The following is a 12,553-nucleotide window of genomic DNA, read 5'->3' as shown; positions in this document are numbered from 1 at the left end:
GCGCCGGGCGTGCAGTCCATCGCGATCTGCACTGCAAACTCAGGAACTTTCGGAGGTGCGTATGTCTTTCCGGCAATTTCCCGCAATCGGTGCAGATGGCGAGCCTTACGTCATCATCGAATTTCGCGACGAGCAACAACCGCGCGCAAACCCGCAGTCGGCACCGCGTTACGAGCTTCCCGACGGTCGACATCTGCAACGTCAGGGGCAGCGGTTTGTCACCGACGGCGGCGAGCTACGCCTTTCCGCGCTCTAGGTACGGCAGCCAAACCCGCGCGTCGCCACCCCACAGCCTGGTCAAATTTTGACCACCCACTGCCCGACCCTTGCGCTGCAAGGGCCGTGCGCAGTTATCCACACGCTTGTGCAAGTTTCATCCACACCCTGTGTGGATGAAATCGACCGCTCTGGAGGTGGCCTGGTCACGCCACTAGCTGCCGGAACGCTCCAGCACCCGGCCGATCCCGCTTCGGTCGATCTCGCTCGCTGCCTGCGCCAATGCGGCACGATCGCTCGCCACCTCGAAGCCGATCCTGAAATGCAGTTCGCCAACCGGCGTGCGCGACGAGTGGATCGAGGACAGGTTCACTCCATGCCGCTCGAACACATGCAGCAAGGCGCGCAGCGAGCCGGGCTGGTCTTCGGGCAGATACACGCTCAGTGTCAGCGGCTCGGTGAGATCGGCCAGCAGGTAGCCCACGCGCTCGTAGGTGTAATTGCCTGCCGCAAGCGCGTCGTGCTGCAAGGCTTGCGCGTTGTCGTGCAGGAATTGGGTGCGGAACTGCGCACGCGCGGCATCGTCGCCCTGCGCCACCAAGGCACGCAGTTGCTGCAGCTGCTGCAGCAACCGGTCGAGCATCTCGCCCACATACGGGTTACCGAATTGGATGTCTTCGTAGATCGAGGGGTTCAGCGAGAGAATGCGCGCGATCACCGCGGTATCCAGTTCGAACGCTGCCGAGCGGTACGGCATCAGCGCACGCAGTTCGCCCAGCAGCGGTGCGTAGTCGCGCAAGGTGCCGGCCTGCGCCAGGTGAGTGGCGTGCACCATCGCCTGCACCAGCGCCATCACGCGGTCATGGTGCTCCGGCGTTGCATACACGCATTCGGCCTGCAGCGCGCTGCACAAGTTCTGCACCCACGCCGACCAGTGCTGCAGCCGCCCTTCGCAGACCACCATCACGCGCCCTTTCAAGGTCGGCGATTTTGGCGGTGCGGTCATCGGATGCAGGCCGACCACGTCCGCCTGCGAGGTCAGCATTGCCGCGACCGGTGCCTGTTTGATCGAGGTGACATCCAGCCACAGCTGCGCGGCAGCCCGTGCGCCGGCGAGTGCCACATACCGCTCGATCAATGCGGCGGTATGGCGAATCGGCGCGGCGAAAATCAGTACGTCAGCACGCTGCGCCAGTGTGGCTTCGTCCATGCTGCCGCTGTCGGCCGGATCGAACCCGATCACGTCCAGCTGCATGCGCGTGCGCAGGAACTGCGCCAGCCAGCGCCCGTACGCGCCGGCGATGCCGACGATGCCGACCACCGGCTGCGCGATCATGCCAATCGCTCGACGGCAAATCGCGGCGTCCCAGCAAGTGCGGCCGGCGCCGCGGCCAGCACGTCGAACTCCTCGAAACCTGCGGCCAGCGTCGCTTCCAGCGCGCCATGCACGCCGCTGAGCGCGTGTCCCACCGCCTGCTCGAACGGCACATCGCGCAACAGGAAGCCAATCAGCAAGGCCATCAGCACATCGCCGGTGCCTGCCACATCGACCGGCAGGTGCGGGCTGGCCCAGCGATACACCGCCGCATCGCTGACTGCCAAGGTCACCAGCTCACCTGCGGCACCGGCCACGCTGTGTGCAAGTACCCATTGCGGCCCACGCGCCAGCAACGCGCGCGCGGCGGCGATGGCCTCGTCCTGCTGCAGGCTCGGCAAACCGGTCAACCGCCCCAACTCGAACGCGTTGGGCGTCACCAGCCAGGCGTGCGGCAGCAGACGCTCGGCGAACACGCGCTCCAGCCCGGGTTCCACATATGGGCCGGTGTGCGTGTCGCCAATCACCGGGTCCAGGCAATAACGCAGCTGCGGGGCCTGCGGCAAGGTCTGCTCCAGCCAGTCGGCGAAGGCTTCGCCGTTGGCCAGGCTGCCGAAATAGCCGGACACCAGCATGCGTGCACGCTGCGGCAAGCCACGTTCGGTGGCGCCCAGCAACAAATCCGCCAGCCAGTCGGCTGGCAGGATGCGCCCGCGCAGGGTCGCGTAAAACGGCGCGTTGCTCAGCAACGTGGTGGGTACTTCGGCCACACGCAGTCCCAGCGCGCGCAGCGGCGGCACCGCAGCGCTGTTGCCGGCATGGCCATAGACCAATTGCGATTGCACCGAAATCACGTCGATCGGCGAAGGGCCGTCCGGACGCTGGCGGCGACCATGGACGAGGTGGCTGTCGGTTGCATCGCTCATGCGGGCGACCATGCTGGAGAGATGGCACCGATTATCCGCGTAACCTTGCCAGGATGTCGTGGAGGAACGGCATCACCGGCAGTGGGCGCTGCCGAACAGCACGCCCCTGGTCTTGAACACATCATGGCCAGATGCCCAAGCCCGCCGGCGCAGCGTGAGTGGCAATACGCTCGTTGAGCAAGGTGAGACGCCAAAAGACGCTCGACCGATGCTGCAGGCCAATGGCCGAACTGCACGATCAAGGACTGGCGTTGCCTCGCGTTGCGGGCGACAGCGTGCTGCGTCTGAAGGCAATGACGACGCGTCAAACACACACGTGCGATGTGCGGAGATGTCGCTGGAGATCTCGCAGTGGCGCTACTGAAACGCGCGCAGCTGCCCCGGCAATTCTCACGCTGACATCGCGTTGCGTCCGCAACTTCAACGCGTCGGCCGCATCGCGGGCAGCCTTCGGGACAACCCAAAAAAGAGCCCGACGCGCAGCAAGCCGCACGCCGGGCCATCGTGACATCACGCCGCCTGGGTCAGGACGTCATCCGATCCCAAAACCCCTTGACGCCGTCGATGAAGGTGGCCGACTTGGGCGAATGCTTGCGTGCATCCTCGCCGGTGAACGTCGCTTCGAACTGCTGCAGCAGTTCGCGCTGGTCGGCGGTGAGATTGACCGGGGTCTCCACCACCACGCGGCAATACAGATCGCCTTCGCTACGGCTGCGCACCGAACGCACGCCCTTGCCGCGCAGACGGAACAACTTGCCGGTCTGGGTCTCGGCCGGGATGCGGATCTCCGCTTCGCCGCCTAGGGTCGCCACGCGCACGGTATCGCCGAGCGCGGCCTGCGAAATGCGGATCGGCACCTCGCAATGCAGATCGTCGCCGTCGCGCTGGAAGATCGCATGCTCGCGCACCCGCACTTCCACATACAGATCGCCCGGCGGCGTGCCGGCCGGGCCGGCCTCGCCTTCGCCTGCAAGACGAATCCGGTCGCCGGTATCCACGCCGGCGGGCACCTTGATCGACAGCACCTTGTCTTCTTCCACGCGACCGGCACCGTGGCAGGTCTTGCAGGGGTTCTGGATCAGCGTACCGCGCCCGTCGCAATGCGGGCAGCTCTGCTGCATGGCGAAAATGCCGCGCTGGATGCGCACCTGGCCGCGCCCATGGCAGGTACCGCAGGTCTCGACCTTGCCGTCTTCCGAACCGCTGCCGTGACAGGGCGCGCATTCGACCAGCGTCGGAATCTCGATGCGGCGCTCGATGCCGGCGACAGCTTCTTCCAGATCCAGTTCCAGGACGTAACCAACGTCGGCACCACGTCGCGCAGCGCGCGGACCGGCGGCGCCACCGCCGAAAATATTGCCGAAGATATCGCCAAAGATATCTCCCATGTCCGGGCCACCCGGCCCACCGCCACCGCCCATGCCGTGCTCGAAGGCCGCATGGCCGTGCGCGTCGTAGGCGCGCCGCTTATTGCCATCGGACAGCACCTCGTAGGCTTCCTTGCATTCCTTGAACGCCGCTTCGGCAGCCGCGTCGCCAGGATTGCGGTCCGGGTGGTGCTTCATCGCACAGCGCCGGTACGCCTTCTTCAGCTCCTCGTCGCTGGCGCCACGGGCAACGCCCAGCACTTCGTAGTAATCGCGTTTGCTCATAAGCCGGGATTCGGGATTCGTGATTTGAGATTCGTTGAAACGCAAAAGCGGACAGCGTGTGCTGGTCCGCCCTGGCGACGCGACGCGTTAAGGATATCGGGACGGGAATCGGCAAGCTTTAGCGCTTGCCAATCCCCACTCCCGACTCCCAAATCACGGCTTACTTCTTGTCGTCCTTGACCTCGGTGAACTCGGCGTCCACCACGTCGTCGGCGGCCTTGGAGGCCTGGGCATTGCCGCTGGCCGCATCGGCGTTACCGCCCTGCTCTGCCGCCGCAGCTGCTGCGTACAACGACTGGCCGGCTTCTTCCAGCGTCTTGGTGCGTGCTTCGATCTGCGCCTTGTCGTCGCCCTTCATGGCGGTTTCCAGATCCGACAGCGCCGCTTCCACCTTGCCGATCACATCGCCACCGACCTTGCTGCCATGCTCGGTGATCGCGGTACGGGTGGCATGGATCAGACCATCGGCCTGGTTGCGGGCCTGCACCAGCTCCTGGAACTTCTTGTCTTCTTCGCGGTTGGCTTCCGCGTCGGCGACCATGCGCTGGATCTCTTCGTCCGACAGACCCGAACCGGCCTTGATCTCGACCTTCTGTTCCTTGTTGGTCTTCTTGTCCTTGGCCGACACGTGCAGGATGCCGTTGGCGTCGATGTCGAAGGACACTTCCACCTGCGGCATGCCGCGCGGCGCCGGCTCGATGCCGGACAGGTCGAACTTGGCCAGCGACTTGTTGAAGCGGGCCTGCTCGCGCTCACCCTGCAACACATGCACGGTCACGGCCGACTGGTTGTCTTCGGCGGTGGAGAAGGTCTGCGAGGCCTTGGTCGGAATGGTGGTGTTCTTTTCGATGATCTTGGTGAACACGCCGCCCATGGTCTCGATACCCAGCGACAGCGGGGTCACGTCCAGCAGCAGCACGTCCTTGACGTCGCCGGCCAGCACGCCGCCCTGGATCGCCGCACCCACGGCCACCGCCTCGTCCGGGTTGACGTCCTTGCGCGGTTCCTTGCCGAAGAAATCGGCAACCGCCTGCTGCACCTTCGGCATGCGGGTCTGGCCGCCGACCAGGATCACTTCGTTGATGTCGCTGGCGCGCAGGCCAGCGTCGTTCAACGCGGTGCGGCACGGCTCGATCGACTTCTTGACCAAGTCTTCCACCAGCGCTTCGAGCTTGGCACGGGTCAACTTGATGTTGAGGTGCTTCGGGCCCGACGCATCGGCGGTGACGTACGGCAGGTTCACTTCGGTCTGCTGGCTGGACGACAGCTCAATCTTGGCGCGCTCTGCGGCGTCCTTCAGGCGCTGCAGCGCCAGCGGATCCTTACGCAGGTCGATGCCCTGGTCCTTGTTGAATTCGTCGACCAGGTACTCGATGACGCGGTTGTCGAAGTCTTCGCCGCCCAGGAAGGTGTCGCCGTTGGTGGCCAGCACTTCGAACTGCTTTTCGCCATCGACTTCGGCGATCTCGATGATCGACACGTCGAAGGTACCGCCGCCCAGGTCGTAGACGGCAATCTTGCGGTCGCCGCCGTTCTTGTCCAGGCCATAGGCCAGGGCTGCGGCGGTCGGCTCGTTGATGATGCGCTTGACGTCCAGACCGGCGATGCGGCCGGCATCCTTGGTGGCCTGGCGCTGGCTGTCGTTGAAGTACGCCGGCACGGTGATCACCGCTTCGGTGACCTTCTCGCCGAGGAAGTCTTCGGCGGTCTTCTTCATCTTTTCCAGCACGCGCGCGGAGATTTCCTGCGGCGCCATGCGCTTGGCATCGCTGGTCTGCACCCAGGCGTCGCCGTTGTCGTGCGCCAGGATGCCGTACGGCACGTGCGAGATGTCCTTCTGCACTTCGCCATCGGTGAACTTGCGGCCGATCAGGCGCTTCACCGCGTAGAAGGTGTTCTTCGGGTTGGTCACGGCCTGGCGCTTGGCCGAGGCGCCGACCAGCACTTCGCCGTCCTTGGTGTAGGCGACGATCGAAGGCGTGGTGCGATCGCCCTCGGAGTTTTCGATGACGCGGGCCTTGCCGCCGTCCATGATCGACACGCACGAGTTCGTGGTGCCGAGGTCAATACCAATGATCTTGCCCATGGATACGCTCCTGATGATTCTGTAGCTGTGTCCGGCGACGCCGGGTCTGGCTGAGATGTGGGGGTGGTGCGCAGGTGTTCAAGCCACCGGCGCACATCTGTGTTTCGTGCCTGCGCCTGGCAGTTCAGCCGGCGCTGCGGTTCAGTCGTGCTTGGCCACGACCACCAGGGCCGGGCGCAGCAGGCGATCGTTGAGCAGGTAGCCCTTCTGGAACACCTGCACGACGTGACCCGGCGCAACGCCCTCGGCCTCGCCCTGGCTGATCGCCTGGTGCTGGTCCGGGTTGAACGGCTGGCCGACCGGATCGAGCAGGGTCAGGCCGTTGTCGGCGGCCACCTTGAGCAATTGCTTGTAGGTCATGTCCAGGCCGTCGCGCAGCGGGCTGGGCTCGGTGCCGGCGGCGGTGAGTCCCGCGTCCAGGCTGTCGAACACCGGCAGCAGTTCGCCGAGCAGCTTCTCGTTGGCGAACTTGCGCGCGTTTTCCACGTCGCGGGCGATACGCTTGCGCTGGTTTTCCAGGTCGGCGCGCTCGCGCAGGGCATCGGCCTTGACCAGGGCGATCTCGCTGCGCAGCGATTCGATCTCGGCCTTGAGCGGATCGGTCTCGGGCGGGTTCTGTGACAGGTCTTCGGAGTCGAATTCGGGGTGGTCTTGGTTCATATGCAGTTCCCGGGCAAGCGGAACGCCCGCCCCAACGTCACCCCGTATATGGGCGCCCGCGCGCGTTTCAAGCAAAGCATCGCGCCGATCGATGCCGGTTATCGCGTACCGGGCGACTCCATGGCCGCGCCCAGCACGTCGGCGGCGGTCTGCACCAGCGGAATCAGCCGGTCGTAGGCCATGCGTTTGGGCCCGATCACCCCCAGCACGCCCAGCACCTGGCCATTGGCGGCGTAAGGTGCAGTGACCAGCGAGACGTCTTCCAGCGACACCATGCCGGTTTCTTCGCCGATGAAGATGCGCACGCCCGGCGCCTGGATGGTGCGTTCGAGCAGCTGCAGGATCTCGCGTTTGCTGGCGAAGGCCTCGAACAGTTCGCGCAGGCGATCCAGATCCGACAGGTCCTGCACGCCCATCAGCCGGGTCTGCCCGGCCATCACCATGTCCTCGGCATCGGCCGGTACCAGCGCCTCGCTGGCCAGGTCCACGCTGTGCGCCAGCAGTTGTTCCATCTCGCTCTTGGCCATGCGCAGCTCGCGCAGTAGGCAGGCGCGGATGTCGGCCAGCGCGCGCCCGGCGAACTGCGCATTGAGGTAATTGGCCACCCGTTCCAGCTCGGCCGGCTCGTAAGCGCGGCGCGGCTCGATCACGCGGTTTTGCACCTCGTTGTCGGCAAACACCAGGATCGCCAGCACGCGGCGCGCATCCAGCGCCACGAAGTCGATATGCCGGAACGCGAACTGCTCGCGGCGCGGCGCGCTGACCACGCCGACGAAGTGGCTCATCGCCGACAGCATCTGCGAGGCGCTGCCCAGCAACGATTGCGTGCCGTTGCCGCTAGCCAGCTCCGCGCGCAGGCGGCGGACTTCCTCTTCGCCAGGCGGCTGCATCTGCACCAGGCTGTCGACGAACACCCGGTAGCCATGCGCAGTGGGCACGCGTCCGGCCGAGGTATGCGGGGAGCTGAGCAGGCCGACGTCTTCCAGGTCGGCCAGGATATTGCGGATGGTGGCCGGGCTGACGTCCAACCCCGCATGCTGGGCCAGCGTCTTTGACCCCACCGGCTCGCCGTCGCGGATGTAGCGCGCAATCAGGGTGCGCAGCAACTGGCGGGCGCGGGGGTCGAGCATTGGGGACTGGGACGCGCGCATGGGATCATCCGGTGAGACAGCGCATAGATAATGTCTGGCCCCGGGGATGGCAAGCGTCCGATTCCCCGTCTGCCCCTGCCACCCTAAGCTTCCCCAAAGCGTTCACACTCGACCTCATGCTCAGACACCTCTCGATCAAGGATTTCGCCGTTGTCCGTGCCACCGAACTGGAATTCGGGCCGGGAATGACCGTGGTATCGGGCGAAACCGGCGCCGGCAAGTCGCTGATGGTGGACGCGCTGGGCTTTCTGTCCGGCCTGCGCGCCGACAGCGGCGTGGTGCGTCATGGCGCCGAGCGCGCCGAACTGTCGGCCGAATTCCAGCTGCCGGCCGAGCATCCCGGGCTGCGCTGGCTGGCCGACAACGAACTCGACGACGAGGCGCAATGCCAGCTGCGCCGGATCATCCGCGCCGACGGCGGCTCGCGCGCCTGGATCAACGGCCGCCCGGTCACCTCCTCGCAACTGGCGGAACTCGCCTCGAGACTGGTCGAAATCCACGGCCAGCACGAGCACCAGGCGCTGATGGCCCGGCACAGCCAGCTCGCCCTGCTCGATGCCTACGCCCGCAACAGCGCCCAGCGCGAGCAGGTGCGCCAGGCCAGCCAGCGCTGGCAGGCGCTGCTGGACGAGCGTGATGCGCTCTCCGCGCAAGGCGATGTCTCCGACCGGATCGGCTTTCTGGAACACCAACTGGCCGAATTGGAACGCGAGGACCTGGATCCGGCCGCGATTGCCGCACTGGACGTCAATCACCGCCGCCAGGCCCATGCCACCGCGCTGATCGGTGCCTGCGACAGCGTCGCCCAGCAGCTCAACGGCGACGACGGCGCCAGTGCCCTGGGCCTGTTGCAGGACAGCCGCCACGATTTGTCGCGCGTGGCCGAACACGAACCGCGGCTGGGCGAAGTGGACGCGCTGCTGGACAGCGCCGTGATCCAGATCGAGGAAGCGCTGGCCCTGCTCGACCGTGTGCGCGACGACCTGGAGGCCGACCCGGCCCAGTTCGAGGCGATGGAGCGCCGCCTTGGCCGCCTGCACGACCTGGCCCGCAAACACCGCGTCACGCCGGACGAACTGGCCGCGCATCGCGACCACCTGAGCGCCGAAGTCGAGAGCCTGCGCGGCGCCGACGAGCGCCTGCAGCAGCTCGACAAGCACATCGAAATCGCCACCGGCGCCTGGCGCAGCGCGGCCGGCGTGCTCAGCGACAGCCGCACCGCCGCCGCCGAGGCGTTGTCGGCCGCGACCACCGCGCTGATCGGCGAGTTGGGCATGGGCGGCGGGCAGTTCCTGATCCAGCTACAGCCGCACGAGAGCCCCCGGCCGGACCCCAATGGCGCCGAACGGGTGGAATTCCTGGTCGCCGCCAACGCCGGGCAGCCCCCGCGCGCCTTGCGCAAGGTCGCCTCCGGCGGCGAGCTGTCGCGCATTTCGCTGGCCATCGAAGTGGCGGCGCTGGGCCTGGACAGCGTGCCCACCATGGTGTTCGACGAAGTGGATTCGGGCATCGGCGGCGCGGTGGCCGACATCGTCGGGCAGAAGCTGCGCGCGCTGGGCGAAGAGCGCCAGGTGCTGTGCGTTACCCACTTGCCGCAGGTCGCCGCCAAGGGCCACGCGCATTACCGGGTCAGCAAGGCGCCGGTGGACGGCATGACCCAGAGTGCGGTCGAACTGCTCGGCCCGCAGGCCCGCCAGGAAGAATTGGCACGCATGCTGGGTGGTGTGGAAGTGAGCAAGGAAGCGCGCGCGGCCGCCCGCAAGCTGCTGCAAAGCGCCTGAGCGGGGCCGGTCGTTCGCAAATTCACAGTCCCCGTTCCCTCCCCCGCTGATGAGTCTCCCTTCCCCCGCCTGGGGGGAAGGTGCCCGAAGGGCGGATGGGAGCATGGGCCTGCAGCAAACCCACCAACACGCCCCAGCACGCACAAGGCGGCCGAAGCCGCCCTGTCATTAGATCTCTGCAGACACTGAACTCAACGCGGACGCTTTTTGCGCACGTACAGCACCAGCGAGTGCTCTTCCAGTTCGTAGCCATGCTTGGCGGCGATCTGGCGCTGCAGCGCCTCGATTTCCTCGCTCTCGAACTCGATCACATGACCGGTATCCACGTCCACCATATGGTCGTGATGACCGCCGCGGTCCAGCTCGTAGACGGCCTGCCCGCCTTCGAAATTGTGCTTCAGCACCAGGCCGGCCGCCTCGAACTGGGTCAGCACCCGGTAGACCGTCGCCAGCCCGATCTCGTCGCCGTGATCGAGCAGTTGGCGATAGATGTCTTCTGCGCTGAGGTGATGCTGATTGCTCTTCTGTTCGAGCAGTTCCAGGATCCGCATGCGCGGATGGGTCACCTTGAGCCCGACTTTGCGCAGGTCGTGGGTTTCCATACGTTCTCCGTTCATTGGCGATTTAGCGCCAGCTGCCATCAAACGGGTCGCGGCGACCGGCGGAAGTGTATCATCGGCGTGATTTCCTCAGCACTTAATCCCCGATGCGTAATCTCCTGCTGGTCGCCGCCATTGCTCTTTCCACCGCTGGCTGCGGCATCATCTACAAGCAGCCGATCTACCAGGGCAATCTGATCAAACAGAACGCCGTGGAGCAACTGCAGGTAGGCCAGAGCAAGCAGCAGGTCAGTGCGTTGCTGGGCACGCCCTCGATCCCCGACCCGTTCCATGCCCAGCGCTGGGACTACACCTCCACGCAGCGCGTGGACCGTCTGGCGCGTACCGAGATCAAGAATTTCACCGTGTTCTTCGAGAACGAACAGGTCGCACGCTGGGAAGGCGACTATTTCCCGTCGCAGGACGAGCAACTGGCCAAAGCCGCGCCCAAGCAGTTCGGCCGCAACCTGGCCCGCGACAAGAAGAAGCAACGCGGCCGTTGATGCGGTTACCGGGCGGTCTCGTGATCGCCTGATCGGACCCAAAACGCATCCCTTCGAACGGATGCGTTTTTCGTTTTGCCCGATGCCAACAGAGCGCTTCAGTGACTCTACAGCGCTGACTCCCAGGACCGATCGATCGTGCTGTCTGTCGCATGTCTTAGTCCAAGCGCGCTCGTTCGAACTCAACCAACACGGCTGATTCTTCGAGACACGCCGTCAGCAGCGATGGCTTTGCAGCGAGTCTGCGTCGTCGCAGCGCTGGCAATCGCTAGCGGTTGGGGCCGGCTTTCTTGCTTGGTCCGGCACGCCTGCGGCGGGCTTCCTTCGGATCCAGCAACAGCGGCCTGAGCAATTCGACCCGGTCGCCGTCGCGCAACCCCTGCTCCGGCCGCGCGATCAGCCCGTGCACCGCATACGCGGCGGGGGCCCGCTCCACCGCCAGATCGGACATGGCAACGGCTTCGGCCACCGTTGCGCCTTCAGGCAATTCCAGGTGTACCGAGCTGTAGCGATCCGGCCAGGCCAGCACGACTTCGATGCGCATGCCGCTGCGCAACCTAGACGTCGCCGCGGTCGGCGACGCGCACGAAATCATTGACCATGCGATCGGCCAGGCCCTGAAACCCCAGCGCCAGCGCCGGGCCAAGCAGCCGCGAGCTGGTTTCGACCTCCAGGGTCAGACTCACCTTGCAGGCGCCCTCGCCCAGCGCCTGGAACTCCCACAGGCCTTCCAGGCGCTTGAACGGGCCATCGCGCAGGTGCATGACGATGCGCTCCGGGCGTTCAAGGATGTTCTCGGTGGTGAACCAGGTGCGGAACGACCCCAGCCCCAAATCCAGGCGCGCCACGATGTGCGCCTGGTCCTGCTCGAGCACATTGGCAGCGTCGCACCAGCCGAAGCGGCGCGGATAGGCGGCGACATCATTGACCAGATCGAACATGCGGGAGGCGCTGTGTTCGACCAGGGCGCTGCGACGGATGGTAGGCATTCGCTAACTTGTGAAAGACGGAAGATCGTTTGACGACACCGAATCGGCGACAATGGGCGGATGAGCAAGAAACAGACCAAGGATAAAGCAAACGGCGCGAAGGCCACGAAAACCATCGCGTTGAACAAGCGTGCGCGCCACGAATACCACCTGGAAGAACGCTACGAAGCCGGCCTGGCACTGCAGGGCTGGGAGGTCAAGGCGATCCGCGCCGGCCGCGCCAACATCGTCGACGGCTATGCCTATGTGCGCTCCGGCGAGATCTACCTGATCGGCGCACAGATCACGCCGCTGATCCAGGCCTCCACCCACACGGTGCCAGTGGAACGGCGCGACCGTAAACTGCTGCTGCACCGGGCCGAGATCGACAAGGTGCTCACCCGCGTGGAGCGCGAAGGCTACACCCTGGTGCCTACCGCGCTGTACTGGAGCAGCAACAAGGTCAAGCTGGAAATCGCCCTGGCCAAGGGCAAGCAGAATCACGACAAGCGCGACGCCGCCAAGGACCGCGACTGGCAGCGCGACAAGCAGCGCGTGATGCGGCGGCATAACCGCGATGCGTGATGAGCGGGGATTGGTGATTCGGGATTAGGGATTGGTTAGAGCGGCTGTGCGTGGCCTTTTGCACTGCTGTCCTGCGATCCACACCTGCAGAGCGGCGAGGCTAAGCCACAC

Annotated in this window: 13 protein-coding genes; 4 read left to right on the top strand and 9 right to left on the bottom strand. The window is 65.5% G+C overall.

Annotated features, from left to right (window positions below):
- The first annotated feature begins 61 nt into the window (after positions 1 to 61).
- Positions 62 to 256, top strand: coding sequence for a hypothetical protein (locus tag ACCQ16_RS07465; RefSeq protein WP_008577231.1), 195 nt, complete (start codon positions 62 to 64; stop codon positions 254 to 256).
- A gap of 174 nt (positions 257 to 430) precedes the next feature.
- On the opposite strand, the gene ACCQ16_RS07460 is transcribed toward ACCQ16_RS07465, so the two are convergent.
- The 6 genes from ACCQ16_RS07460 to hrcA all read right to left on the bottom strand — a co-directional run bounded on the left by ACCQ16_RS07460 (position 431) and on the right by hrcA (position 7,985).
- Positions 431 to 1,552: a prephenate dehydrogenase gene (locus tag ACCQ16_RS07460; RefSeq protein WP_127165908.1), complete on the bottom strand. Its 1,122-nt coding sequence runs from the start codon at positions 1,550 to 1,552 to the stop codon at positions 431 to 433.
- Positions 1,549 to 2,457, bottom strand: a complete 909-nt coding sequence (pdxY, locus tag ACCQ16_RS07455; protein ID WP_008577235.1) for a pyridoxal kinase — start codon at positions 2,455 to 2,457, stop codon at positions 1,549 to 1,551. Before pdxY ends, ACCQ16_RS07460 begins: the two co-directional genes overlap by 4 nt.
- A 524-nt stretch (positions 2,458 to 2,981) precedes the next feature.
- Positions 2,982 to 4,109 (bottom strand): molecular chaperone DnaJ, encoded by a 1,128-nt coding sequence (gene dnaJ, locus ACCQ16_RS07450; RefSeq protein ID WP_008577236.1) that lies wholly within the window; start codon positions 4,107 to 4,109, stop codon positions 2,982 to 2,984.
- Positions 4,110 to 4,269: 160 nt separating this feature from the next.
- A complete protein-coding gene (gene dnaK, locus ACCQ16_RS07445; protein WP_011346955.1) occupies positions 4,270 to 6,195 on the bottom strand; it encodes a molecular chaperone DnaK in 1,926 nt (641 codons plus the stop codon).
- Positions 6,196 to 6,336: 141 nt separating this feature from the next.
- The gene (gene grpE, locus ACCQ16_RS07440) at positions 6,337 to 6,855 is read right to left on the bottom strand and encodes a nucleotide exchange factor GrpE (RefSeq protein WP_003483633.1); all 519 of its coding nucleotides are present in this window, start codon (positions 6,853 to 6,855) and stop codon (positions 6,337 to 6,339) included.
- Between the two features lie 98 nt (positions 6,856 to 6,953).
- Positions 6,954 to 7,985: a heat-inducible transcriptional repressor HrcA gene (gene hrcA, locus ACCQ16_RS07435; protein ID WP_008577240.1), complete on the bottom strand. Its 1,032-nt coding sequence runs from the start codon at positions 7,983 to 7,985 to the stop codon at positions 6,954 to 6,956.
- Positions 7,986 to 8,122: 137 nt separating this feature from the next.
- On the opposite strand from hrcA, the gene recN reads away from it, so the two are divergent.
- A complete protein-coding gene (gene recN, locus ACCQ16_RS07430) occupies positions 8,123 to 9,787 on the top strand; it encodes a DNA repair protein RecN (RefSeq protein ID WP_014089801.1) in 1,665 nt (554 codons plus the stop codon).
- A 191-nt stretch (positions 9,788 to 9,978) separates the two neighbouring features.
- Here recN and fur read toward each other — a convergent pair whose 3' ends face one another.
- A complete protein-coding gene (gene fur / locus ACCQ16_RS07425) occupies positions 9,979 to 10,389 on the bottom strand; it encodes a ferric iron uptake transcriptional regulator (protein ID WP_005988392.1) in 411 nt (136 codons plus the stop codon).
- 104 nt (positions 10,390 to 10,493) lie between these two features.
- On the opposite strand from fur, the gene ACCQ16_RS07420 reads away from it, so the two are divergent.
- Positions 10,494 to 10,889 carry an outer membrane protein assembly factor BamE gene (locus tag ACCQ16_RS07420; protein WP_008577244.1) on the top strand — a complete coding sequence of 132 codons (396 nt, stop codon included), beginning with the start codon at positions 10,494 to 10,496 and terminating at the stop codon, positions 10,887 to 10,889.
- Positions 10,890 to 11,157: 268 nt separating this feature from the next.
- Here ACCQ16_RS07420 and ACCQ16_RS07415 read toward each other — a convergent pair whose 3' ends face one another.
- Together ACCQ16_RS07415 and ACCQ16_RS07410 are read right to left on the bottom strand one after the other, a co-directional pair.
- Positions 11,158 to 11,445, bottom strand: a complete 288-nt coding sequence (locus ACCQ16_RS07415) for an RnfH family protein (protein WP_008577246.1) — start codon at positions 11,443 to 11,445, stop codon at positions 11,158 to 11,160.
- Between the two features lies 1 nt (position 11,446).
- Positions 11,447 to 11,878, bottom strand: a complete 432-nt coding sequence (locus tag ACCQ16_RS07410; RefSeq protein WP_008577248.1) for a type II toxin-antitoxin system RatA family toxin — start codon at positions 11,876 to 11,878, stop codon at positions 11,447 to 11,449.
- Positions 11,879 to 11,938: 60 nt separating this feature from the next.
- Between ACCQ16_RS07410 and smpB the strand changes: the two genes are divergently transcribed.
- A complete protein-coding gene (gene smpB, locus ACCQ16_RS07405; RefSeq protein ID WP_005913721.1) occupies positions 11,939 to 12,442 on the top strand; it encodes an SsrA-binding protein SmpB in 504 nt (167 codons plus the stop codon).
- Positions 12,443 to 12,553 lie beyond the last annotated feature (111 nt).

The organism is Xanthomonas sp. NCPPB 1062, assembly GCF_041481705.2.
GTDB lineage: Bacteria > Pseudomonadota > Gammaproteobacteria > Xanthomonadales > Xanthomonadaceae > Xanthomonas > Xanthomonas euvesicatoria.
This window is presented reverse-complemented; position numbering and strand designations above follow the sequence as displayed.

Excerpts from the sequence above, each read along its gene's own strand:
- ACCQ16_RS07465 (WP_008577231.1), top strand. The coding sequence starts at position 62 with ATGTCTTTCCGGCAATTTCCCGCAATCGGTGCAGATGGCGAGCCTTAC.
- ACCQ16_RS07460 (WP_127165908.1), bottom strand. The coding sequence starts at position 1,552 with ATGATCGCGCAGCCGGTGGTCGGCATCGTCGGCATCGCCGGCGCGTAC.
- pdxY (WP_008577235.1), bottom strand. The coding sequence starts at position 2,457 with ATGAGCGATGCAACCGACAGCCACCTCGTCCATGGTCGCCGCCAGCGT.
- dnaJ (WP_008577236.1), bottom strand. The coding sequence starts at position 4,109 with ATGAGCAAACGCGATTACTACGAAGTGCTGGGCGTTGCCCGTGGCGCC.
- dnaK (WP_011346955.1), bottom strand. The coding sequence starts at position 6,195 with ATGGGCAAGATCATTGGTATTGACCTCGGCACCACGAACTCGTGCGTG.
- grpE (WP_003483633.1), bottom strand. The coding sequence starts at position 6,855 with ATGAACCAAGACCACCCCGAATTCGACTCCGAAGACCTGTCACAGAAC.
- hrcA (WP_008577240.1), bottom strand. The coding sequence starts at position 7,985 with ATGCTCGACCCCCGCGCCCGCCAGTTGCTGCGCACCCTGATTGCGCGC.
- recN (WP_014089801.1), top strand. The coding sequence starts at position 8,123 with ATGCTCAGACACCTCTCGATCAAGGATTTCGCCGTTGTCCGTGCCACC.
- fur (WP_005988392.1), bottom strand. The coding sequence starts at position 10,389 with ATGGAAACCCACGACCTGCGCAAAGTCGGGCTCAAGGTGACCCATCCG.
- ACCQ16_RS07420 (WP_008577244.1), top strand. The coding sequence starts at position 10,494 with ATGCGTAATCTCCTGCTGGTCGCCGCCATTGCTCTTTCCACCGCTGGC.
- ACCQ16_RS07410 (WP_008577248.1), bottom strand. The coding sequence starts at position 11,878 with ATGCCTACCATCCGTCGCAGCGCCCTGGTCGAACACAGCGCCTCCCGC.
- smpB (WP_005913721.1), top strand. The coding sequence starts at position 11,939 with ATGAGCAAGAAACAGACCAAGGATAAAGCAAACGGCGCGAAGGCCACG.